Here is a 23,706-nt window from a genome sequence, read left to right as displayed (position 1 = left end):
CGCGGCTCAGAGCGGGTGATGCTCGACCACGTGGTCCCGCAGCCGAGCGGTGAGCTGCGTGAGCTCGGCGAGCTCTCCGCCGTCGAGCGCCCCGCCCAGGAGCCGGGCGATCTCGCGGACATGCGCTCGCCCGATCCGCCTCTGCGTCTCCCATCCGGCCTCGGTGAGCGCGATGAGCGTGCCCCGGCCGTCATCCGGCGCCGAGCGTCGGGTCACGAGGCCCTTCCGCTCGAGCCGCTCGACAAGCCGGCTCAGGCTCGACTGGGCGAGCAGCACGTGATCGTTGAGCTCGTTGAGCCGCAATCCGCCCTCGGGGCACTGCGTCAGGGTGAAGAGGACGTCGTATTCCTTGATTCCGAGCTCGCGGAAGGCCGGGTCGGACTGAAGCCTCCGCATGACGGCGACCTGGGCCCGGAAGAGAGACTCCCAGGCCTCAGCAGTCTCGCGGACGGACGGGACGTGCGCGCCGCCGCGCTCGGTTGCGGTCACCGCGTCGCCTCGGCTTCCTCGGGCTCGGGCGCCCCCGCGCCGCTGTCGGCACCCTCAGAGGCGTCGGCACCCTCAGCGGCCTCGGCCGCAGTGGCCGAGGCCTGGGCGACGCGCGCCGCGTGGGTCGGCCCCTCGGGGACATCCGCGGGGCGGCGCTCCTCGAAGCCGGCCCGGAGCTGCGGGAGCACTTCGCCGAGGAGATCGAGCTGCTCGAGCACGGTCTTGAGCGGAAGGCCCGCGTGGTCGACGAGGAACAGCTGGCGCTGGTAGTCGCCGAAGTAGTCCCGGAACGCGAGGGTCTTCTCGACGAACTCGGCCGGGCTGCCGACCGTGAGCGGCGTCTGCGCGGTGAAGTCCTCGAGCGAGGGCCCGTGCCCGTAGACGGGTGCGTTGTCGAAGTACGGCCTGAAGTCGCGAACGGCGTCCTGCGAGTTCTTCCGCATGAAGAACTGGCCGCCGAGGCCCACGATCGCCTGATGAGCCTTGCCGTGCCCGTAGTGCTCGAACCGCTCGCGGTACAGGTTGATGAGCCGGATGTAGTGCTCCTTGGGCCAGAAGATGTTGTTCGCGAAGAAGCCGTCGCCGTAGTACGCCGCGAGTTCGGCGATCTGCGGCGTCCGGATGGAGCCGTGCCACACGAACGGGGCCACGCCGTCGAGCGGGCGCGGGGTCGCCGTGAAGTTGTGCAGCGGCGTGCGGAACTTGCCGCTCCAGTCCACGACGTCCTCGTCCCATAGCCGCCGCAGCAGGGCGTAGTTCTCGATGGTGAGCTCGAGGGCGTCCTGGGGGTTCTTGCCGAACCACGGGTACACGGGCGCCGTGTTGCCGCGTCCCAGCACGAGGTCGGCGCGGCCGTCCACGAGGTGCTGGAGCGTCGCGAAGTCCTCGGCGATCTTGACCGGATCGTTCGTGGTGATGAGCGTCGTCGTGGTCGAGAGGATGAGGTGCTCGGTCTGCGCCCCGATGTATCCGAGCAGCGTCGTCGGGGAGCTCGGGTAGAAGGGCGGGTTGTGGTGCTCGCCCGTCGCAAAGACGTCCAGGCCCACCTCTTCGGCGTGCTTGGCGATCTCGACGATGGCCTTGATCCGCTCGCCCTCCGACGGCATGTGGCCGTTCGTGGGGTCGAGGGTAACGTCGCCGACGCTGAAGATTCCGAACTGCATGATGACCTCTTTCCTCGGTTCATTCAGGATACATGCATTTGCATCTATCTCGAACTCGAGGCGCCGCCGGATTGTTCCCGGCGGGTCACTCCTTCGCGGCCCGCCGCCCTGTGACCTTCGGCACAGCGCCCGTCGTCCAGTCGCCCGCGCCGCTCCCATCCGACCCGGTGGCCACCGCAGCGCCTACCGCAGCGTCCACCGCCACGGGCCGCCTTGCGAGGTCCCGCAGGAGCCGCCGCCGCTCGAGCCGCCCCTCGACGAGCCGGTAGAGCACGGGGACGAGGATGAGGGTCAGTGCGGTCGAGGAGACGAGGCCGCCGATCACGACGACGGCGAGCGGCTGCGCGATGAACCCGCCCCCGCCGGTCAGGCCGAGCGCCATGGGGGTCAGGGCGAAGATCGTCGCGAGGGCCGTCATGAGGATCGGGCGAAGCCGCTGGCGGGCCCCCTGCTCGATCGCGTCCTCGAGCGCAAGCGCGGGCCGACGCCCCCGAGGCCGGCGGTACTGGTTGATGAGGTCGATGAGCACGATCGCGTTCGTCACGACGATGCCCACGAGCATGAGCAGGCCGATGAGCGCGGGAAGCCCGAGGGGGATGTGCGCCGCGAGGAGGAGCGCGATCGCTCCCGTCGCAGCGAACGGGATCGAGACCAACAGCACGAGCGGCTGGAGGAGGCTCTTGAACGCCGCGACCATGACGACATACACGATCGCGATCGCCGCAAGCAGCGCGAGCCCGAGCTGCTTGAACGACTCCGCCTGCTGCGAGGCCGCGCCGCCCACAGAGGCCGTGGCACTGCCGTCGAGCGTGAGACCCGCGACGCGCTTCTGGACCTCGGCGCTCACCGACCCCAGGTTCGCATCGCCCGGCGTGACCGAGACGGTTGCCGTGCGCTGGCCGGACGTGCTCGTCACCGTCACGGGCACGTCCACGGCCGTGACGTTCGCGATTGCGCCGAGCGTGAGCCCCGGAGCCCCGGGCAGGGGCATGGCCCGCACGGCGTCGACGCTCGAGAACTGCGTGCCCTTGCCGATGAGCACGGGGTAGTCGGTGGTGTCGATCCGGACGGTTCCCGCGGGCACCGGGCTCACGGTCGAGGCCAGGAACGCCCCGACCTGCTGCTCGTTGAGGCCCGCCGCCACCGCCTTCGCGCGGTCCACGCTCACCTGGACGATAGGCTGAGCGGCCGCGAGGTTGCTCGTGACCCCGGTGGCCCCCGGGACGTCCTTGAGTGTGCCGAGGACGGCGTCGTTCGCCTTCGCGAGGGTCGCCGAGTCGGGCGCCTTGACGGTGACGTCGACGGTCGACGACGTGCCGAAGCCGCCCTGCTGGTCGCTCACCTTCACGGTGCCGGCCCCGCTCAGCTGGCCGACGGCGTCGCGCACGCGCTGCTGGACGGCCGCCTGATCCGCCGACTCGTCGGTGATGACCGTGAATGTCGCGTTCGACGCGCCGGACGAGAGGAACGCGCTGAAGCCGGTCGTCGAGTTTCCGATCGTCACCTGGACCGTCCGCACGCCCTGCGTCCCGCGCAGCGCGTCCTCGACCTTGGCCGCGGCGCCGCTCGTCGCGTCGAGGCTCGTGCCCGGCGGCATCGCCTGCGTCACCGTGAAGCTGTTCTCGCCCGAGCGGCCGAGGAGGTTCGTGGCCAGGAGCGGGGTCATTGCGAACGTTCCGACGAGCACGAGGGCCCCGGCGACAACCGTCCACACGGGGTGTCGCTGCGTCGCGCGGAGAATCGGGAGATAGCCGCGCTGGAGCGCGGACTTGCGTTCCTTCTCGTGGGCCGCTGCCTCGATCTCGGCGCGGTTCACCGCTCCCGGGGACTTATGTCCGAGGAACCAGTACGCGAGCACGGGCACGATCGTGAGGGCGACGGCGAGCGAGGCCAAGAGGGCGATCGTCACCGTGAGCGCGAACGGGCGGAAGAGCTCGCCCGCGAGGTTTCCGACGAACGCGATCGGCAGGAAGACGGCGACCGTCGTGAGCGTCGAGGCCGTCACCGCGCCCGCGACCTCGCGCACTGCGCCGAGGATCGCCGTCGTCTTCTCCTCGCCATAGCTCAGGTGCCGCTTGATGTTCTCGATCACGACGATCGAGTCGTCGACGACGCGACCGATCGCGATCGTGAGGGCCCCGAGCGTCAGGATGTTGAGCGAGTAGTGCGCCGCGAAGAGCCCGATGAACGTGATGAGGAGCGAGAGCGGGATCGAGACGGCGGTGACGAGCGTGGAGCGGACCGAGAGAAGGAAGACGAGGATCGTCAGGACGGCGAAGCCGAGGCCGAGGAGCCCCTCGGTCGCGAGGTCCTTGATCGACTTCTCGATGAAGGGCGCCTGATCGAACACGGTGGTGAGCTTGGCGTTGGAGCCGAGGGCGGATTCGAGGCCGGGCAGGGCGTCGCGCACGGCGTGCGAGATCGCGACCGCGTCCCCCTCGGGCTTCTTCGTGACCGAGATCGCGAGCGTGGGTTTCCCGTCCGTGCGGGTGATCGACGTCGCGGTGTCGTCCTGGATCGCAACCGACGCGACGTCGCCGATCTTCGTGGGCTGCTTCGCGCCCGCGAGCGGCAGGCCCTTGATCGCGTCGGTCGAATCGAGGGGGCTGCCAGCCTGGAGGGACAGGGTGCGGCCCTGATCGGTCACGGTGCCGACAGGGACGAGCGAGCCATTGTTCTGCAGCGCGGTGCGGATCGCGCCGACATCGACGCCGCGCGCTCCCATCGCCGCGGGGTCCGGCTGGATCTGGATGTGCCGCGTCGCGCCGCCCGTGATGTCGACGCCGCGGACGCCGTCGATCTTCGAGAGCGCCGGGACGGCCTGCTGGATGAGCTGCCCCTCCAGCTCGCTCAGGCCCTTGTCCGACGACGCGGCGATGAACACGATCGGGAAGTCGCTGATGCTGCCCGCGAGCGTGTTCGGCTGGACCCCGGACGGCAGCTGCTGCTTTGCGGTCGAGACCGCCCGGTCGATCTGGTTGCGCGCGCGGTCGAGGTTCGTCCCGTACGCGAAGGAGAGACGGATGGTCGAGACGCCGGTGCGGGACGTCGACGAGCTGCTCTCGAGCCCCTCGACCGCCTGGAGCGCCTTCTCAAGCGGCTGGCCCACCTGCTTGTCGACGACGTCGGGCGAGGCCCCGCTCATCGAGGTCACGACGGTGAGCTGTGGGAACTCGATCGACGGGATGAGCTCCTGCTTGAGGCTCCCCACCGTGATGACGCCGAAGACGGCGGCGAACAGCGTGATGAGCGCGATGAGCGCCTTGTTGGACATCGAGAGGCTCGCGAGCCGGAACATGTGCTGTCTCTTCTCGTATCGACAATGTCGATGTATGGACGACGACGGCCCGCACCGTCCGTACGGTGCGGGCCGCCTTGGCCTGTGCGCTACTGGGCGGTGGCCGCGAGCTGAAGGGCTTCGGCCGTGCTCGCCGCGATCTCCGCCGCGAGCTCAGGGTTGTCGTTGAGCTTGACGCCGTAGCCGGGCATCATCTCCCGGAGCGTGTCCTCCCAGCCCCGGTACTGCTTCGGGAAGCAGCGCCGCAGGAGCTCGAGCATGATGGGCACCGCCGTCGAGGCACCCGGCGAGGCCCCGAGGAGCGCGCCGACCGAGCCGTCGCGGGACGTGATGACCTCGGTGCCGAACTGGAGGACACCGCCCTTGTGCGGGTCCTTCTTGATGATCTGCACGCGCTGGCCGGCGGTGATGAGCTCCCACTTGTCGCCGTCGGCGAGCGGGAAGTACTCCCGGAGCGCCTCGACCTTCGCGCCGTGGCTCTTGGCGACCTCCTTCACGAGGTACGCCGTGAGGTCCATATTGTCCTTGCCCACCGCCAGCATGGGGACGATATTGCTGAGCCGAATGGAACGCGGAAGATCGAGGAGCGAGCCGTTCTTGAGGAAGTTCGTCGAGAACCCGGCGTACGGCCCGAAAAGGAGCGAGCGCTGCCCGTCGACGTACCGCGTGTCGAGGTGCGGCACGGACATGGGCGGCGCCCCGACGGAGGCCTGGCCGTAGACCTTCGCGTTGTGGCGGGCCGCGACCTCCTCATCTGTGCAGCGGAAGAACTTGCCCGAGACCGGGAACCCGCCGTAGCCCTTGCTCTCCGGGATGCCCGAAGCCTGGAGGAGATGGAGCGCGCCGCCGCCGGCGCCGATGAAGACGAACTTCGCGTGGATGCTGCCGCGTTCCCCAGACGCCGTGTGCTTCGTCGTGATGTCCCAGCCGCCGCGGGAGCGCTTGATGTCGGTCGCGTCGGTCCCATAGTTGACCTCCACCCCGCTCCGCGCGAGGTAGTCGACGAGTTCGCGGCTCAGCGTGCCGAAGTCGACGTCCGTACCGGAGGCGACGCGGTTCGCGGCGACGCGGCCGGGCCCGCGCCCCTCCATGACGAGCGGTGCCCACTCGGCGATCTGCTCGGGATCCTCGGTGAACTCCATCTCCGAGAACAGCGCGTTGGGCTTGAGGGCCTCGAAGCGCTTTGCGAGGTAGTCCGCGTGGGCGTCGCCGATGACGAAGCTCATGTGCGGAACCGTGTGGATGAAGCGCGTCGGGTCCCCGATGTCCCCTTCGCGCACGAGGTGGGACCAGAACTGGCGCGAGAGCTGGAAGCCCTCGTTGATGCCGAGCGCCTTTGCCGGGCTGACCGAGCCGTCCTTGGCCTGGGGGGTGTAGTTGAGTTCGCAGTAGGCCGCGTGGCCGGTTCCCGCGTTGTTCCACGGGCCTGAGCTCTCAAGCCCGACCGCGGGCAGGCGCTCGAAGAGCACAATATTCCAGGCCGGTTCGAGCTTCTTGATGAACGCTCCGAGGGTGGCGCTCATGATGCCGCCGCCGACCAGGACGACATCGGCGGACCGAGTGGTGGATATGAAGGTCACTGACTCTCCCTGCGCAAATGGACCACAGGCAGAATATCCCTCGCGGGGGCCCTTCTCTAAATCCCCGCGGGCCGTGCCGTCAAGGGGTCTCTGGCTGTTATTTTCCTGCGGTGGCGCGCGCCCGCCCGGCTAGGAAGACGCGGGCGCGGCCTTGAGCGCGACACGGTTGAACGTCTCGGCCAAGACCGGCGACGTCGGGTAGCTCTCCACCCGCGAGGAGACCGCGACGGCCGAGATCGGGAAGGCGATCGGGACGGCCGGGGCTGTGCTCCCGAGCTGCGAGTTGATGCTCTGGTAGGCCTGCGTCCTGTCGGCGCCGTCCGGGAGGCCGCGTGCGCGTTCGATCTTGCTGAACAGCTGGGCGTCGAAGAAGCCGAATTCGCCGTTCTTCGCGCCGAACAGGGACGAGAGGAAGTCGTCCGGGTCGGAGTACGTCCCGTAGCGCCCGAGCAGGTGGAAGGCGTGGTCGCCCGCGGCGGTGACCTTCTGGAGATAGCCGTCCGACCAGTCGATCGGGACCGGCCTGATGTTGAGGCCGACGCGCGTGAGCTGTGCGCTCAGCTCCGCGTAGACCTTTTCGGGGGAGGGCAGGTATAGGCGCGTGACGTTGAGGGGGTAGCAGAACTTGAGCTCTTCGCCCTTGTAGCCGGCCTCCGCGAGATAGCGCTTCGCCTTCTCGGGGTCGTAGGACGGGAAGCCGCCCGCCTGATTGAATCCGCTGAGCTTCGGGGGTACGAACTGCGAGGCAGGCTTCGTGTCCTCGAGGAAGAGCGGGCGGATGATCGCGTCCTTGTTGACCGCCATCGAAATGGCCTGGCGCACCTTCTCGTTCTGGAGGATCGGGACGGCCTGGTTCATGCCGAGGTAGACGACCGAGAACGGGTCCCGGCGCACCACCTGCAGGCCTTTGCGGACGAGCGTCTCGATGTTGTCGATCGTGACGGCGTCGTAGCCGTCGATCCGGCCCTCGAGGAGCGCCTGGAGGCGGCTCTGGGCCTGGTCGAAGGCGACGAAGGAGAGCTGGCTGATCTGCCCGCGCGTCCCCCAGTAGTCGGGGGAGGCTTCGAGGAGGATCCGATCCTGGGTCCATTCCTTGAAGCGGAACGGTCCCGTGCCGACGGGGTGAAGCGCGTAGCGGGAGATCCTCGTGCCCGCCGAGGCCTGGTCTTCGACGTCGGCCGCCCCCGCGGCGAGAGCCGCCGGGGAGGAGATGCCGAAGCCGGGCGCCGTGAGTGCTTGCAGGAAACCCGTGAGCGGCTGGGTGAGGTCGATCCGCACCTGATAGTCGCCGATGGCTTCGCAGGACTTGAAGACCGAAAGCGTGGGGGCGTCGGAGTGCGCTTTGAAGACGGCGGTGAACGGCAGCGTCGCGTGGCCTGCGCGGAAGGCGGGGGAGAAGGAGAACCAGCGGTCGAAGTTCGCCTTGACCGCGGCTGCCGTAAACGGCGTCCCGTCGTGGAAGCGGACGTTCTGGCGCAGCGCGAACGTGTACGAGAGCTGGTCGGCGCTCTGGAGCCACTGAGTCGCGAGGGCCGGTGCCGGAGCGCCGGTCTCGGGATCCGTCGCCACGAGGCCCTCGAGCACCTGACGGGTGACCCGGAGGGAGTCGATGTCGGTCACGATCGCTGGGTCGAGCCCGATCGGGGCCGCCGGGGTCGCGAACACGAAGGATTCCGTGGGAGTGGCAGTGCTGTCGGCGCTCGGCGTGGGCTTGGGGCCGGGGCCCGGGGTGCATCCGCTGAGAAGTGTGGCGACAGCCGCCGCCTGGAGCAGATCCCTACGCCTGATGCTGCGCGCCACGCCCACGCCTTTCCCGCCGCATGCCCGGCGCCCTATCCGAGGGAGTCGACCTGTTCGGCCGGAAGCACAGGCCGGAGGTGGTGCGCGAGGAGGGACTTGAACCCTCACGTCCGAAGACACAGGAACCTAAATCCTGCGTGTCTGCCAATTTCACCACTCGCGCGGAGACCCCTCGCCCCGGCATCCGATCAGATCGGCGCCGCGCGCTGGAGTCGTCGCCAGTCTAACCGGCTCTCACGACACGGAGGGCGCGCCGGTCCGCCACTGAGGCGTTCCACGCAGCGGGCCCTCCGCGGTGAGGGCTGCACACTCAGTCGATCTTGAGGTCGCGGCGGAGCTTGGCGACGTGGCCCTTGGCCCGCACGTTGTACTGGGCGAGCTCGATCCGGCCTTCCTCGTCGAGCACGAAGGTGCTGCGGATGAGCCCCTGGTACGTGCGGCCGTAGTTCTTCTTCTCGCCCCACGTGCCGTAGAGACCAGCCACTTCATGCCCCTCGTCGGCGAGGAGCGGGAAGCCGAGGTGCTGTTCGAGGGCGAACTTGACGACCGCCTTGGCCGGGTCGGGCGAAATGCCGACGACGGCGTAGCCCGCCGAGGCGAGCGATGCGAGGCTGTCGCGGAAGTCGCAGGCCTGCTGGGTGCAGGCGGGAGTGTCCGCTTGGGGGTAGAAGTAGAGCACCGTCTTGCGGCCGCGCAGGTCCGCTAGCGACGTCGTTCCGCCGTCGGAATTCGGGAGCGAGAAGACAGGCGCAGCGTCGCCGGGGGCGAGCCGGCTGGGGGTCGATGGAGTGGTCATGCGGCCAGCGTAGCCGCGGAAGAGGGAGCCGCGGCGGGGTGACGGACGACACGTCAGGGAGGGGCTCGGTCGATTTCGTTCTGGGGCCGGGACCGTGTAGAGTTACATGTCGTTGCGGGGGACGCCGCGAGGTCTGAGAGAAGTGCGACGGCCTGCGAGAGTCCCGCACGAAATGCGCCTCTAGCTCAATTGGCAGAGCAATTGACTCTTAATCAATGGGTTCCGGGTTCGAGTCCCGGGGGGCGCACAGCAACCCCTTCCTGATCTGCGGAAACGCGGATTGGGAAGGGGTTTCTTTCGTGTCTTAGGGATCGCACACCGATCGGAACCACCCCGTCGTCAACTGGCGACGGGATGATTTCGTTCAAGCGCTGACGGAGCGGGCAAGGGCGAGCGGCCCCAGTCCTTCGCGTGCGAGGTCATGGAGCATCTGGTGGTAGCAGGAGAGTGCCAGCGGCGGAATCTGGCGCAGGTCCTCAATGGTCGCGTGAGGGCGGTCGACACGATACAGGGCGAGGATGGCCCGGTCCTCCTGATCGTCGTCCAGAGCGTGGTAGGCGCCGATTGGCTGTTCGGAGGCGAGAGCCTCCGCGTAGCGGCCGAGGCGCTCCACGGTCGTTGCCACACCGGCCAATCTCCAGACTTTGACGACCTCGTCGATGCCCACCATTGCCCGGCCCTCCTCCGGTCACTGATTCCTGTGACTTACTTTGACAGCCACAGAAGACGGTGTGATGAGGGTCGAGTACTCGAATCTGGGGAGCCTTTCGGGGACGACCACTCGTCTCGTGGCTCTTGTACTCAGGTCGGCGGGCGTTACAGGAGGTACGGGCCGGGCGCGAAGGTTTGAACGGTTTGTTATGACGGCCGCGGATCCTATTTGCTCCAGTGGTAGTGGCCGTTTGCGTCCGGCCCGTTCCGCCCGCACACGTACGTGCGCCCGTTGGCGGCGAGGCCAGACTGACCGACCATGGCATCCGGGCAGAATGCGCCCGGAATGATGTAGGCAGGGGCAGGGGCCGGGGCCGGGACTGCAGGCGCTGGAGCCGGCGGTGCGGCGGGCGCCTGAGGCGCCGGCGCGACAGCGGCTGGGGGTGGGGCGGGAGCCGGGGACGCAGCGACGGGACTCGCGCTCGTCGCCGACGGAGTTGGGGTCGTCGCCGACGGAGTTGGCGTGGGTGTCGGCGACGTACGAGTCGGCGACGGCGTGGGCGCCGTCGACGCCGGCACAGCTGGGGCGTGTGACGGCGGGCTTGTCGGCGCCGGCGATAACGCTGCGCCGGCGCAGCCGGACATGTCCGTTCAAGGGGTGGCGCGCGCGTCAGTCGACGTTCGGCGCCCGGGAACCTATACCGTGCCGCGACGCGAGCGGTGCCGGCCGTTGCCCGCGAGCGAGCCATCCTTGTGGAAGATGGTCCACGCCGCGACGGCGGCGAGGGCGAGCGCTGAGATGGCGATCGGGAGCCAGTCCACGGCGACCTCCGTTCGGTCCGAGGCACCCGGTCCGTAGCGCGCGGGGCCACTGGGACCATTGAAAGATCACGTGTCGTACATGTCCAGTGGCTGCACTGGCACGGTCGGTTCAGAGCTCCGCGAGGTCCCTCATGAACGCCGCGAAGTCTTCGGCGTCGTCGTCCTGCTCGATCGTCCTCGGTGCGGGCTCGTCGGGCCCGTCGAGCGTGCACCGGCTCCGCACGGTGAAGCAGAAGATGCGGCCCATGTTCGTCCCGATGTCGAACGCGCCGCGGGTCGCCTCCTCGGCATAGGCGAGATTGGTCAGGTCAATCGTCGAGGGGCGCCCGGCCGGGGTGAGGGTGCGCCGATCGAACGGCGCGATGACAAGTTCGGCGGGCCGCCGCCGGTAGCCCAGCACCATGCCGAGCGGGACGGGGGCGCCGGGGAGCGAGCCTGGCTCGGGTTCGATGGTGCCGCCGGCTTCGGCCGCGCACACCAAGTTGTACGACGCGTAGTTCGGGATCTGTCCGTCGAAGAGCCGGTGCAGCGCCGCTTTGAGGGCTGCATCCGACGCCGCGGTGGTCCGGCCACCGACCGGGGGCGGGTGCTGGCTGCTCACGCTTGCTCCTTTCGCCGCGCGTTCAGTCTACGTGTCCGTCATGTGGACGTTCGCGGTCATAGACTTTGCCCATGACCGAGCAGAGCCAGACCTCCACTGCGCCCCGCGAGGGCGTCGATATCAAGCCGCGAAGCCGAGTCGTCACGGATGGAATCCACGCCGCTCCCGCGCGTGGCATGCTGCGCGCCGTCGGCTTCGGCGACGAGGACTTCGCAAAGCCCCAGATCGGCATTGCGAGCTCGTGGAACGAGATCACGCCGTGCAACCTCTCGCTCGACCGTCTCGCAAAGGCCGCCAAGGAAGGCGTCCACGCTGCCGGCGGCTTCCCGATGCAGTTCGGCACGATCTCGGTCTCCGACGGCATCTCGATGGGCCACCAGGGCATGCACTTCTCGCTTGTCTCGCGCGAGATCATCGCCGACTCCGTCGAGACGGTCATGCAGGCCGAGCGCATCGACGGCCAAGTGCTCCTCGCGGGCTGCGACAAGTCCCTCCCGGGCATGCTCATGGCGGCCGCTCGCCTCGACGTCTCGAGCGTCTTCCTCTATGCGGGCTCGATCATGCCGGGCTGGGTCAAGCTCGAGGACGGCACCGAGAAGGACGTCACGCTCATCGACGCGTTCGAGGCCGTCGGCGCGTGTGCCGCCGGCAAGATGTCGAAGGGCGACCTGGACCGTATAGAGCGGGCGATCTGCCCCGGCGAGGGTGCGTGCGGCGGCATGTACACCGCCAATACGATGGCGAGCGCAGCCGAGGCCCTCGGCATGTCCCTCCCTGGCTCCGCAGCCCCGCCCTCGGCCGACCGCCGTCGCGACATGTTCGCGCATCGCTCGGGCGAGGCCGTCGTCAACCTGCTGCGCGAGGGCATCACGGCCCGCGACATCCTCACGCGCAAGGCGTTCGAGAACGCCATCGCCGTGACCATGGCGTTCGGCGGGTCGACGAACTCCGTCCTCCATCTCCTCGCCATCGCGCGCGAGGCCGAGGTCGAGCTCGAGCTTGAGGACTTCAACCGCATCGGCGACAAGGTTCCGCACCTCGGCGACCTCAAGCCGTTCGGCCGCTACGTCATGTACGACCTCGACCGCGTGGGCGGCGTCCCCGTCGTCATGCGCGCGCTGCTCGATGCCGGCCTCCTGCACGGCGATGCCCTGACTGTTACCGGCAAGACCGTCGCTGAGAACCTCGCCGAGATCGCCCCGCCGGACCTCGACGGCAAGATCGTCCGCGCGATGGACAACCCGATCCACAAGACCGGCGGCCTCTCGGTGCTCCGCGGCTCGCTCGCCCCGGAAGGCGCGGTCGTCAAGACGGCTGGATTCGACGCCCAGGTCTTCGAGGGCTCAGCCCGCGTGTTCGAGCGCGAGCAGGGCGCGCTCGACGCGCTCGACCAGGGTGAGATCAAGGCAGGCGATGTCGTGGTCATCCGCTACGAAGGCCCCAAGGGCGGGCCGGGCATGCGCGAGATGCTCGCCATCACGGGCGCCATCAAGGGCGCGGGCCTCGGCAAGGACGTCCTCCTCCTCACGGACGGCCGCTTCTCCGGCGGCACGACGGGCCTGTGCATCGGGCACGTCGCCCCCGAGGCGGTCGACGGCGGCCCCATCGCCTTGGTGCGCAACGGCGACCGCATCCGCGTGGACATCCCGAACCGCACGCTCGAGCTCCTGGTCGACGACGCCGAACTCGACTCGCGCCGCGAGGGCTGGGAGCCGCTCCCCGCGCAGTTCACGAAGGGCGTCCTGGCCAAGTACGCGAAGCTCGTCCACTCGGCGAGCGAGGGTGCCGTCCTGAGCTGACGCGCCTGAACAGGCACGAGCTCGCCGTGGCGGGGCAGAGGGGCCCTGCCCACGGCACAGTCTCACGTCGTGGAACACCGTCCGAATAATGAGACGGATCCGCGCCGGATTGACACTTTCGCGGGCGATTGTGAAGACTGTGGGCATGCAGACCGTCCGGAGCGACATGGTGCTCAATGTCGTCGTCCTTGCCAAGCGCGTGGCTCTCTAAGCCCCACTGGCAACGATCTGTCACGCGCAACCCCTCGAAGAGCCGAAAGGCTGAGGGGTTGTTTTTATTTGAGCTGAGCACAGCTCCTTCGCCACGAAGATCCTAAGGAAGAGACTGATGAGCAAAGGAACGCCGATCAGCCCATCGCTGATGGCTTCGAAGCCGTCTGCGGCCAAGGCCGCGGAGTCCGTCGACACCGTCGACTCTGCCTCTGCCGTCCTGGGGCCCAACCGCGTCGTTGAGCCCACAGAGATGACTGGATCTGAAGCAATCGTCCGCTCGCTCGAGGAACTTGGCGTGGACGATGTCTTTGGTCTTCCGGGCGGCGCGATCCTGCCGACCTACGACCCTCTGATGGCTTCGAAGATCAATCACGTCCTGGTGCGCCACGAGCAGGGTGCCGGCCATGCTGCCCAAGGGTATGCGATGGTCACGGGACGTGTCGGAGTCTGCATTGCGACGTCGGGCCCGGGCGCCACCAACCTGGTGACCGCGATCGCCGACGCGCATATGGACTCCGTACCCCTCGTTGCAATCACCGGCCAGGTCGCGAGCAGCGTCATCGGCTCCGACGCCTTCCAGGAAGCGGACATCGTCGGCATCACGATGCCGATCACGAAGCACTCGTTCCTCGTCACGCGGGCCGAAGACATTCCGCGCACCCTCGCGGAGGCCTTCCACCTCGCGTCGACGGGCCGCCCCGGCCCCGTCCTCGTGGACGTGACGAAGGACGCCCAGCAGGCCAAGACGGTGTTCAGCTGGCCGCCGAAGGTCGACCTCCCGGGCTACCGCCCGGTCACGCGCGGGCACAGCAAGCAGGTCCGCGAAGCGGCCAGGCTCATCGCGGCCTCGTCCAAGCCGGTCCTGTATGTGGGCGGTGGCGTGGTCAAGGCGGACGCCTCGGCCGAGCTCCTCGCCCTCGCCGAGGTGAGCGGCGCGCCCGTCGTCACGACGCTCACGGCCCGCGGCGCGTTTCCCGACTCGCACCCGCAGCACGTCGGGATGCCCGGCATGCACGGCTCGGTCAGCGCCGTCACGGCGCTCCAGCAGGCGGATCTCCTCATCACGCTCGGCGCGCGCTTCGATGATCGCGTGACCGGCGTGCTGAGCTCGTTCGCGCCGACCGCGAAGGTCATCCACGCGGACATCGACCCCGCCGAGATCTCGAAGAACCGCGCCGCGGACGTGCCGATCGTCGGTTCCGTGAAGGAGATCATCCCCGAGCTCACGGACGCGATCCGTGCCCTCCAGGAGAAGGAAGGCGCGCCGGACCTCGAGGCGTGGTGGACGTTCCTGCGCAAGCTCAAGGAGGACTACCCCCTCGGCTGGACCGAGCCCGAGGACGGACTCCTGGCTCCGCAGAAGATCATCAAGCGGATCGGCGAGCTCACAGGTCCCGAAGGGGTCTACGTCGCGGGCGTCGGCCAGCACCAGATGTGGGCCGCGCAGTTCATCGACTACGAGCGCCCGCGGGCCTGGCTCAACTCGGCCGGCCTTGGCACGATGGGCTACTCGGTTCCCGCCGCGATGGGCGCGAAGGTCGGCAACCCGGACCGCGTCGTGTGGGCGATCGACGGCGACGGCTGCTTCCAGATGACCAACCAGGAGCTGGCCACGTGCACGCTCAACAACATCCCGATCAAGGTCGCGGTCATCAACAACTCGTCGCTCGGCATGGTGCGGCAGTGGCAGACGCTCTTCTACGACGGCCGCTACTCGAACACGGACCTGCACACGGGCGCCGAGACGGTGCGCATCCCCGACTTTGTGAAGCTCGGCGAAGCGTACGGCTGTGCTTCCTTCCGCGTCGAGCGCGAGGATGAGATCGACGAGGTCATCAAGCAGGCCCTCGAGATCAACGACCGGCCGGTCGTGATCGACTTCGTCGTGAGCCCCAACGCGATGGTCTGGCCGATGGTCCCGTCCGGCGTGAGCAACGATCTGATTCAGGTGGCCCGCAATTCCACGCCTGTGTGGGAAGAGGAGGACTGAGGCATGGCCCGCCACACCCTGTCCGTGCTGGTCGAGGACAAGCCCGGCGTGCTCACGCGCGTCGCCGGCCTCTTCGCCCGCCGCGCGTTCAACATCCATTCGCTCGCCGTCGGGCCGACCGAGGTCCCGGGCATCTCGCGGATCACGGTCGTCGTCGATGCCGAGGGGGACTTGCTCGAGCAGGTGACGAAGCAGCTCAACAAGCTCATCAACGTCATCAAGATCGTCGAGCTCCTGCCGGAGAACTCCGTGCGCCGCGACCACCTCCTCATCAAGGTTCGCGCCGACGCGGCCACCCGCATCCAGGTGACCCAGGCCGTCGAGCTCTTCCGTGCGTCGATCGTCGACGTCTCGACCGATGCGGTCGTCGTCGAGGCGACGGGCACCACGGAGAAGATCGAGGCGCTGCTCACGGTGCTCGAGCCCTTCGGCGTCCGCGAAATCGTCCAGTCCGGCACGCTCGCGATCGGCCGCGGTTCGCGGTCGATGAGCGATCGGGCCCTCCGCGCAAGCTAATTTCCGCGGCGGCCGCGAGCCCGCGCACGCGGTCGCCGCTCCCACACCTCAACAGAAATCCTAGGGAGAACAAATGACCGAGCTCTACTACGACGACGACGCAGACCTCTCGATCATCCAGGGCCGCAAGGTCGCGGTGATCGGCTACGGCAGCCAGGGCCACGCCCACGCGCTCAACCTGCGCGACTCCGGCGTCGACGTCCGTGTCGGCTTGCTCGAGGGGTCGAAGAGCCGCCCGAAGGCCGAGGAGGAGGGCCTCCGCGTCCTGACGCCGCGCGACGCTGCCGAGGAGGCCGACGTCGTCGTCATCCTCGCTCCGGACCAGAACCAGCGCCACCTCTACGCCCAGGACATCGCGCCCGCCCTCAAGGAAGGCAACGCCCTCGTCTTCGGCCACGGCTTCAACATCCGCTTCGGCTACATCCAGCCGCCGGCCGGCGTCGACGTGATCCTCGTCGCCCCGAAGGCGCCGGGCCACACGGTGCGCCGCGAGTACGTCGCGGGCCGCGGCATCCCGGACATCATCGCGGTCGAGCAGGACGCCTCGGGTGCCGCGTGGGACCTCGCGAAGTCCTACGCCAAGGCCATCGGCGGGACGCGCGCGGGCGTCATCAAGACGACGTTCACCGAAGAGACCGAGACTGACCTCTTCGGCGAGCAGGCCGTCCTCTGCGGCGGTGTCTCGCACCTCGTCCAGGCCGGCTTCGAGACCCTCACCGAGGCCGGCTACCAGCCCGAGATCGCGTACTTCGAGGTGCTCCACGAGCTCAAGCTCATCGTCGACCTCATGTGGGAGGGCGGCATCGCCAAGCAGCGCTGGAGCGTCTCGGACACGGCAGAGTACGGCGACTACGTCTCCGGCCCGCGCGTCGTGACCCCGGCCGTCAAGGAGTCGATGAAGGAGATCCTCGCCGACATCCAGTCCGGCGCATTCGCCAAGCGGTTCATCGACGACCAGGACAACGGCGCCGCCGAGTTCCTTGCGCTCCGCGAGAAGGAGGCCGGCCACCCGATCGAGGCGACCGGCCGGGCCCTGCGCTCCCACTTCTCGTGGAAGCAGCAGGACGCCGACTACACCGAGGGCAGCGCGGCCCGCTGATGACGACCGAAGCGGCGGGTGCCCAGCACCCGCCGTTTCGGCTGTCACCGCGGCCCTTGTGACCCCGACCACAGTCCACACAGCCCAACCCGCCTTTTACAGCCCAACCCGCCCGCCCAGCTCCCCGGAGGCCCCGCCAGTGTCTACCGACAAGCCCGTCGTCCTCCTCGCCGAGGAACTTTCCCCCGCCACGATCGAGGCCCTCGGCCCCGACTTCGAGATCCGCCACGCCGACGGCGCCGATCGCTCCCAGCTCCTGCCCGCGATCGCGGACGTCGACGCGATCCTGGTCCGCTCGGCCACCCAGCTCGACGCCGAGGCGATCGCCGCGGCGAAGAGGCTCAAGGTCATCGCCCGCGCGGGCGTGGGCCTCGACAACGTCGACATCAAGGCCGCGACCCAGGCCGGCGTCATGGTCGTCAACGCGCCGACCTCCAACGTCGTCTCGGCCGCCGAGCTCACGTGCGGCCACATTCTGAGCCTCGCGCGCAACATCCCCGCGGCGAATGCGTCGCTCAAGGGCGGCGAGTGGAAGCGCTCCAAGTACGCGGGCACCGAGCTCCTCGACAAGACGCTCGGCGTCATCGGACTCGGCCGCATCGGCGCCCTCGTCGCGGCGCGCATGCAGGCGTTCGAGATGAACGTCGTGGCGTTCGACCCGTACGTCACGTCGGCCCGCGCCGCCCAGCTCGGCGTCAAGCTCGTGACGCTCGACGAGCTCCTCGTGCAGAGCGACTTCATCACGATCCACATGCCGAAGACGCCCGAGACCGTCGGGATGCTCGGCGCGGACGCCTTTGAGAAGATGAAGAGCACCGCGTACGTCGTGAACGTGGCGCGTGGCGGCCTCGTCGACGAGGACGCGCTCACGAAGGCGCTCGAGGCGGGCAAGATCGCGGGCGCCGGAATCGACGTCTTCGAGAAGGAGCCGAGCACCAACCTGCCGTTCTTCGACAACCAGAACGTCGTCGTGACGCCGCACCTGGGTGCGTCGACGGACGAGGCACAGGAGAAGGCCGGCATCTCGGTGGCGAAGTCGGTCCGCCTCGCCCTCGCGGGCGAGCTCGTGCCGGATGCCGTCAACGTCGCGGGCGGTGTCATCGCCCCGGATGTGCGCCCGGGCATCCCGCTCATCGAGAAGCTCGGCCGCATCTTCACTGCCCTGAGCCACGAGCCGGTGACCCAAATCGACGTCGAGGTCGCGGGCGAGATCGCCTCACTCGACGTCAAGTCGCTCGAACTCGCGGCCCTCAAGGGCGTCTTCACCGACATCGTCTCGGACAAGGTCTCCTACGTGAACGCGCCCGTGCTCGCCGAGCAGCGCGGAGTCGCCGTGCGCCTCCTCACGACGACCGACGCCGAGGACTACCGCAACGTCCTCACGATCCGCGGCCTCCTCTCGGACGGCTCGCAGGTCTCGGTCGCCGGTACGCTCACGGGCCCCAAGCAGGTCCAGAAGCTCGTGGGCATCAACGGCTACGACCTCGAGATCCCGATCTCCGAGCACCTCGTGGTCATGACGTACACCGACCGCCCGGGCGTCATCGGCACGATCGGCCACATCCTCGGCATGAACGGCGTGAACATCGCCGGCATGCAGGTGGCGCGTGCCGAGGAAGCCGGCGAGGCCATGGCCCTTCTGACGGTCGACTCGAAGATCCCGAGCACCGTTCTCGAGACGGTCAAGAGCGAGATCGGCGCGACGGCCGTCCGCGAGATCGACCTCGAGGACTGACCTCCCCAGCATCGGGCTGCTTCGCGGCCGCGGACGACGGCGGGCCTCACCACATGCGGTGGGGCCCGCCGTCGTCGTTATTCGCCGCGCGTGACGCGATCCGGTAATTTCTTAGGGTGACATCCGCAGCTGAGAAGACTCCGTATTACATCACGACCGCCATCACGTACCCGAACGGCGAGCCGCACATCGGCCACGCCTACGAGTACATCGCGACGGACGCGATGGCGCGCTTCAAGCGCCTCGACGGCTACGACGTCTTCTTCATGACGGGCACCGACGAGCACGGCCTCAAGATCGCGCAATCGGCCCAGAAGGCCGGCGTGACGCCCAAGGAGTTCGTCGACCGCAACGCCGAGATCTACCGGCAGACCCACGCCGAGCTCGGCGTGAGCTACGACCGCTTCATCCGCACGACCGACGCCGACCACTACGCTGCGGCGCAGGCCATCTGGAAGCGCATGGAGGCCAACGGGGACATCTACCTCGACAAGTACGAGGGCTGGTACTCCGTCCGCGACGAGGCGTACTACACCGAGGACGAAACGGTGGTGCGCGACGGCGTGCGGTACACGAAGGAGACCGACACCGAGGTCACGTGGACAGCCGAGGAGAGCTACTTCTTCCGGCTCTCGGCATATCAGGACCGCCTCGTCGCGCTCTACGAGTCCCAGCCCGAGTTCGGTGCGCCGCAGTACCGGTTCAACGAGGTCATCTCGTTCGTCAAGCGCGGCCTCGAGGACCTCTCGATCTCGCGGACCACGTTCGACTGGGGCATTCCCGTGCCCGACGCTCCGGGCCATGTCATGTACGTGTGGGTGGACGCACTGACGAACTACCTCACGGGCGTGGGGTTCCCCGACGTCGACTCCGAGGCCTTCGGGAAGTACTGGCCCGCGGACGTGCACGTGATCGGCAAGGACATCTCGCGGTTCCACGCCGTGTACTGGCCCGCGTTCCTCATGAGCGCCGGGCTCGAGGTGCCCAAGCGCGTCATGATCCACGGCTTCCTGCAGAACAACGGCGTCAAGATGTCCAAGTCGCTCGGCAACGTCGTGGCGCCGCGCGACTTCATCGGCCAGTACGGGCTCGACCAGGTGCGCTACTTCCTGCTCCGCGAGGTGCCGTTCGGCGCCGACGGGAGCTACAACCACGAGGCGATCGTGGGCCGCATGAACGCGGATCTCGCGAACAACCTCGGCAACCTTGCCCAGCGCTCGCTCTCGATGGTCGCGAAGAACCTCGACGGCGTCGTGCCCGAGCCGGGGGAGCTCACCGACGCCGACCGGGCGCTGCTCGATGCGGCGGACGGCCTCCTTGACGCCGCGCGGGCGGCGTTCGAGAAGCAGGAGTTCAGCCGGGGCCTCGAGGCGATCTGGGGGGTGCTCGGGGACACGAACGCGTATTTCGCGGAGCAGGCCCCGTGGGTGCTGCGCAAGACCGACCCGGCGCGCATGGCAACCGTCCTCTACGTGACTCTCGAGGTCCTGCGCATCGTGTCCGTCCTCGTGCAGCCGGTCATGCCGACGTCGGCCGGGAAGCTCCTCGATGCCCTCGGCCAGGCCGAGGGCAGTGCGCGCCTCTTCTCCGCCCTCGGCACCCGCCTTGCGCCCGGCACTCGGCTGCCGGCGCCGTCGCCCGTCTTCCCGAAGTACGAGGAGCCGGCCGCCGAGGCCTGACGCGCCGCTGCTGCAGCGCGGGCATGCGTCCGAATATCGAGACTGAGTGCCCAGCATGTGGATGGACGGCTAGGGTTGACGCATGACGCAGACTCTTGACCTCGCAGTGATCCCCGGCGACGGCATCGGCCCTGAAGTGACAGCCGAGGCCCTCAAGGTCCTTCGCAAGGCGCTCGACGGCGAGGACGTCGAGGTCAAGGAGACGCACTACAGCTTGGGCGCGCAGCACTGGCTCACGACGGGGGAGACCCTCCCCGACGATGTCCTCGATGACCTCCGCGGCCGGGACGCTATCCTGTTCGGCGCCGTGGGGGCCGCGCCCGGCGACACCCGCATCCCGTCGGGGCTCATCGAGCGCGAGCTGCTCCTCAAGCTCCGCTTCACCCTCGACCACTGCGTCAACCTCCGTCCGTCGCGCCTCTACGCGGGCGTCGGAAGCCCGCTCGCCGCGCCCGGCGAGATCGATTTCATCGTCGTACGCGAAGGCACCGAGGGCCCGTACGTCGGCAACGGCGGCGCGCTGCGCACCGGCACCCCGCACGAGATCGCGACCGAGGTCTCCGTCAACACGGCCTATGGCGTGGAGCGAGTGGTCCGCGACGCGTTCCGCCGCGCCTCACAGCGCCTGCGCAAGAAGGTCACGCTCGTGCACAAGCACAACGTCCTCGTGCACGCTGGCCACCTGTGGAAGCGCACGGTCGAGGCCGTCGCGGCGGAGTTCCCCGAGGTGGAGCATGACTACCTTCACGTCGACGCGGCCACGATCTTCCTCGTGACCGATCCGGGGCGATTCGACGTCATCGTGACCGACAACCTCTTCGGCGACATCCTCACCGACCTCGCGGGCGCCGTCACGGGCGGCATCGGCCTCGCTGCCTCCGGGAACATCAACCTCGACCGCGCGGCGCCGTCGATGTTCGAGCCGGTCCACGGCTCCGCGCCGGACATCGCGGGCCAGCAGAAGGCCGACCCGACCGCGGCCATTCTCTCGGCCGCGCTCCTGCTCGACCACGTCGGGCAGGGCGACGCGGTGTTCGCCGCGGCTGCCGCGCGGATCGAGGCGGCGGTCAAGGCCGACGTCGAGTTCCGCATCGTCGGCGAACAGCGGACGACGGCGCACATCGGCGATGCGATCGCCGCGCGCCTTTAGCCGCTGGGACACGACCGGGCCCGCCTGATGGCAGGCGTAAGCTGAAGGCACTGACAGCCCGACGGCGCCGGCACTGGAGCTGGCAGCCCTCGGAGAATCTCAGGATGTGGAGGAATCATGACCCAGAACGCCGTCGGCGTTGAATTCACCCAGCGGCTCGCGGAGAACCCGAAGAGCGCTGAGGAGCGTGCGGCCATCCTGGCGAACCCGGGATTCGGCGACTACTTCACGGACCACACCGCCGTCGTCGACTGGACAGTCGATGCCGAGGGCAAGGGCGGCTGGCACAACGCCCGCATTGAGCCGTATGGCCCCATCGCGATGGATCCCGCCGCGGCCGTGCTGCACTACGGCCAGGAGATCTTCGAGGGTCTCAAGGCGTACCGCCACGCGGACGGCTCCGTCTGGACGTTCCGCCCCGAGGCGAACGCGCATCGCTTCAACCGTTCGGCGCAGCGCCTCGCCCTCCCGGAGCTTCCGCCCGAGGTCTTCGTCGAGTCTCTCCGCCAGCTTGTTTCGGTCGACAAGGACTGGGTGCCGAGCGGCGACGGCGAGGCCCTGTACCTGCGGCCGTTCATGATCGCGACCGAGGCGTTCCTCGGCGTGAGGCCCGCGCGCGAGGTCTCGTACCGCGTCATCGCCTCGCCGGCCGGCAACTACTTCGGCGGCGAGCTCAAGCCCGTGTCGATCTGGCTCTCGGAGCACTACGCGCGTGCCGGCCACGGCGGCACGGGCGAGGCCAAGTGCGGCGGCAACTACGCGGCGTCGCTCGCGGCCCAGCTCGAGGCCGAGGCGAACGGCTGCAAGCAGGTGCTCTTCCTCGACCCGACCAACGACAACGCCGTCGAGGAGCTAGGCGGCATGAACATCTTCTTCGTCTTCACGGATGGCCGGCTCGTGACGCCCGCGCTCAACGGCAACATCCTCCACGGTGTCACGCGCGACTCGGTGCTGCAGCTCGCGCAAGACCGCGGCCTCACGGTGGAAGAGCGCAAGATCACGATCGACGAGTGGCGCCAATCGCTCGCGGACGGCTCGCTCGCCGAGGTGTTCGCTTGCGGCACCGCGGCCGTGATCACCCCCATCGGCGAGCTCAAGACGGCCGATGGATCGCTCGCCTCGCCCGCGATCGGCTCCGATTCGGTGGCGATGGCGATCCGCGAGCAGCTCCTCGGCATCCAGACCGGAGCGATCGAGGACCTTCATGGCTGGCTCACTCGGCTCGCGTAGCGGCTGGCGCTGACTGTCTCCATCACAGCGCACGACGGCGCGTCCCCCAGTTCGGGGGGACGCGCCGGATCGTTGATCAGCGCCAGAAATCGGTGAGCCGCCCGGCCAGGGCCCTGCCTTGGCCGTAACCTGCCTGGGCAGCGGCCGGACGCAATGAGGGATCCATCGCGTTGGCGCCGAACAGTGGTTCGGAGCTTCCGTCCGGGAAGATCGTCTCGACGCTGCTGCCGCTTGCCCGCAGCTCATCGACCTGCGCCGCGAGATGCAGGCCCCATTCCAACGGATGCCGCGTTCTGCCGCCGAAGGGCGAAAGGACGAGCACCCGCCCGGATCCGGCTGCCAGATCGGCATTCTCGTTGCGCCGATAGCCGCCGTCGATGTAGCGGTTCTCCCCGATCCTGTAGGCGGGGCCGCTCGAACAGCTCGCCGCGACTGCGTCCACCAGATCGACTCTGCTGTACCGGTCGAACACGACGGGCGCGCCGCTGTGGGCATCGACCGCTGTGATGAGCACCGTTCGCTGGGGCCAGAGCTGAATGGGCAGCCGTGCAGCGACAGTCGCGCGCCACTGTGCTTGCCTCGAACTGTCCGACGCCGCATCCAAGTCGAGGGCCGCCGCGCCCATTCTGCGGCGCATGTCCTCGGCATCCACAGCCGAGGCGATGATCTTGCTCGTTCTCTCGAGATGTTCCGCCGTCGAGCTCGGACCGCGCCCTCGGCCGGATCCGACCGGACCGGCGAGATGCGGTGGGGCGGCGTCGAGGATGGCTGCGAGCAACTCGGCCGGCGTCGCGCCAGCCACCTGGGCAGCGGCCGTCGAGCCGGCCGATGTCCCGACCATCACGTCGGCGTCGGTCACGTCGAGCCCGGCCTCGAACAGGCCGGCCAGGACGCCGATGAGCCATGCGTTGCCAGTCGATCCGCCGCCACCGAGGACCAAGGCCCGCCCGCCCGCGGCATGCGGGTGATTCGAGGCTTCGTGAGGGTGTGAAGAAGGTGTTGCGTTCATGGGAGTCGCCTTTCGCGATGTGCCTGTCGGGCGCTCCCGGCGACGACTACCTCAGTCGCGCGATCGTGGACTGCGGGGGAGCACCC

19 protein-coding genes and 2 tRNA genes are annotated in these 23,706 nt (G+C 68.6%); 10 read left to right on the top strand and 11 right to left on the bottom strand.

The features are described from left to right. Positions 1–6: 6 nt before the first annotated feature. The 7 genes from SPF06_RS17975 to bcp all read right to left on the bottom strand — a co-directional run bounded on the left by SPF06_RS17975 (position 7) and on the right by bcp (position 9,126). Positions 7–489, bottom strand: coding sequence for a MarR family winged helix-turn-helix transcriptional regulator (locus tag SPF06_RS17975; protein WP_323280500.1), 483 nt, complete (start codon positions 487–489; stop codon positions 7–9). Then, positions 486–1,652 carry an LLM class flavin-dependent oxidoreductase gene (locus tag SPF06_RS17970; RefSeq protein ID WP_323280499.1) on the bottom strand — a complete coding sequence of 389 codons (1,167 nt, stop codon included), beginning with the start codon at positions 1,650–1,652 and terminating at the stop codon, positions 486–488. Before SPF06_RS17970 ends, SPF06_RS17975 begins: the two co-directional genes overlap by 4 nt. 85 nt (positions 1,653–1,737) lie before the next feature. After that, complete coding sequence (locus SPF06_RS17965; RefSeq protein WP_323280498.1) at positions 1,738–4,950, bottom strand: efflux RND transporter permease subunit; 3,213 nt, start codon at positions 4,948–4,950, stop codon at positions 1,738–1,740. 89 nt (positions 4,951–5,039) lie between these two features. Next, positions 5,040–6,530 carry a malate:quinone oxidoreductase gene (locus SPF06_RS17960; RefSeq protein WP_323280497.1) on the bottom strand — a complete coding sequence of 497 codons (1,491 nt, stop codon included), beginning with the start codon at positions 6,528–6,530 and terminating at the stop codon, positions 5,040–5,042. Between the two features lie 129 nt (positions 6,531–6,659). Then, the gene (locus tag SPF06_RS17955; RefSeq protein ID WP_323280496.1) at positions 6,660–8,330 is read right to left on the bottom strand and encodes an ABC transporter substrate-binding protein; all 1,671 of its coding nucleotides are present in this window, start codon (positions 8,328–8,330) and stop codon (positions 6,660–6,662) included. A 78-nt stretch (positions 8,331–8,408) separates the two neighbouring features. Further along, positions 8,409–8,493, bottom strand: a tRNA-Leu gene (locus SPF06_RS17950). A 147-nt stretch (positions 8,494–8,640) separates the two neighbouring features. Then, positions 8,641–9,126 (bottom strand): thioredoxin-dependent thiol peroxidase, encoded by a 486-nt coding sequence (gene bcp / locus SPF06_RS17945; protein WP_323280495.1) that lies wholly within the window; start codon positions 9,124–9,126, stop codon positions 8,641–8,643. Positions 9,127–9,300: 174 nt separating this feature from the next. Here bcp and SPF06_RS17940 point away from each other — a divergent pair. Beyond that, a tRNA-Lys gene (locus tag SPF06_RS17940) sits at positions 9,301–9,373 on the top strand. A gap of 117 nt (positions 9,374–9,490) precedes the next feature. Here the strand turns inward: SPF06_RS17940 and SPF06_RS17935 are convergent. From SPF06_RS17935 to SPF06_RS17925, 3 genes are all read right to left on the bottom strand, one after another. Further along, on the bottom strand, positions 9,491–9,751 hold the full coding sequence (locus SPF06_RS17935) for a hypothetical protein (protein WP_323280494.1): 261 nt from the start codon (positions 9,749–9,751) through the stop codon (positions 9,491–9,493). A gap of 722 nt (positions 9,752–10,473) precedes the next feature. Beyond that, a complete protein-coding gene (locus SPF06_RS17930; protein WP_323280493.1) occupies positions 10,474–10,599 on the bottom strand; it encodes a hypothetical protein in 126 nt (41 codons plus the stop codon). Between the two features lie 109 nt (positions 10,600–10,708). Beyond that, positions 10,709–11,200: a hypothetical protein gene (locus SPF06_RS17925; protein ID WP_323280492.1), complete on the bottom strand. Its 492-nt coding sequence runs from the start codon at positions 11,198–11,200 to the stop codon at positions 10,709–10,711. 71 nt (positions 11,201–11,271) lie between these two features. On the opposite strand from SPF06_RS17925, the gene ilvD reads away from it, so the two are divergent. The 9 genes from ilvD (at position 11,272) to SPF06_RS17880 (ending at position 22,611) form a co-directional block, all read left to right on the top strand. Beyond that, positions 11,272–12,999, top strand: a complete 1,728-nt coding sequence (gene ilvD, locus SPF06_RS17920) for a dihydroxy-acid dehydratase (protein ID WP_323280491.1) — start codon at positions 11,272–11,274, stop codon at positions 12,997–12,999. A gap of 88 nt (positions 13,000–13,087) precedes the next feature. Then, complete coding sequence (locus SPF06_RS17915; RefSeq protein ID WP_323280490.1) at positions 13,088–13,210, top strand: hypothetical protein; 123 nt, start codon at positions 13,088–13,090, stop codon at positions 13,208–13,210. A gap of 117 nt (positions 13,211–13,327) precedes the next feature. Then, entirely contained in the window at positions 13,328–15,202 is a 1,875-nt protein-coding gene (locus SPF06_RS17910; RefSeq protein ID WP_323280489.1) for an acetolactate synthase large subunit, read from the top strand. 3 nt (positions 15,203–15,205) lie between these two features. Beyond that, positions 15,206–15,718: an acetolactate synthase small subunit gene (ilvN, locus tag SPF06_RS17905; RefSeq protein WP_323280488.1), complete on the top strand. Its 513-nt coding sequence runs from the start codon at positions 15,206–15,208 to the stop codon at positions 15,716–15,718. A gap of 73 nt (positions 15,719–15,791) precedes the next feature. Then, the gene (gene ilvC / locus SPF06_RS17900) at positions 15,792–16,817 is read left to right on the top strand and encodes a ketol-acid reductoisomerase (protein ID WP_323280487.1); all 1,026 of its coding nucleotides are present in this window, start codon (positions 15,792–15,794) and stop codon (positions 16,815–16,817) included. Positions 16,818–16,956: 139 nt separating this feature from the next. After that, positions 16,957–18,552, top strand: a complete 1,596-nt coding sequence (gene serA, locus SPF06_RS17895) for a phosphoglycerate dehydrogenase (protein WP_323280486.1) — start codon at positions 16,957–16,959, stop codon at positions 18,550–18,552. A 116-nt stretch (positions 18,553–18,668) separates the two neighbouring features. Beyond that, positions 18,669–20,231, top strand: a complete 1,563-nt coding sequence (gene metG / locus SPF06_RS17890) for a methionine--tRNA ligase (protein ID WP_323280485.1) — start codon at positions 18,669–18,671, stop codon at positions 20,229–20,231. An 82-nt stretch (positions 20,232–20,313) separates the two neighbouring features. Then, positions 20,314–21,381 carry a 3-isopropylmalate dehydrogenase gene (locus SPF06_RS17885; RefSeq protein WP_323280484.1) on the top strand — a complete coding sequence of 356 codons (1,068 nt, stop codon included), beginning with the start codon at positions 20,314–20,316 and terminating at the stop codon, positions 21,379–21,381. 117 nt (positions 21,382–21,498) lie between these two features. Further along, entirely contained in the window at positions 21,499–22,611 is a 1,113-nt protein-coding gene (locus SPF06_RS17880) for a branched-chain amino acid aminotransferase (RefSeq protein ID WP_323280483.1), read from the top strand. Between the two features lie 76 nt (positions 22,612–22,687). Here SPF06_RS17880 and SPF06_RS17875 read toward each other — a convergent pair whose 3' ends face one another. Beyond that, positions 22,688–23,620 (bottom strand): patatin-like phospholipase family protein, encoded by a 933-nt coding sequence (locus tag SPF06_RS17875; RefSeq protein WP_323280482.1) that lies wholly within the window; start codon positions 23,618–23,620, stop codon positions 22,688–22,690. Positions 23,621–23,706 lie beyond the last annotated feature (86 nt).

Origin of the sequence: Sinomonas terricola (assembly GCF_034931225.1) — a bacterium.
Taxonomy (GTDB): domain Bacteria; phylum Actinomycetota; class Actinomycetes; order Actinomycetales; family Micrococcaceae; genus Sinomonas; species Sinomonas terricola.
Note: the sequence above shows the minus strand (reverse complement) of the source record. Positions and strands in the feature narration are given on the sequence as shown.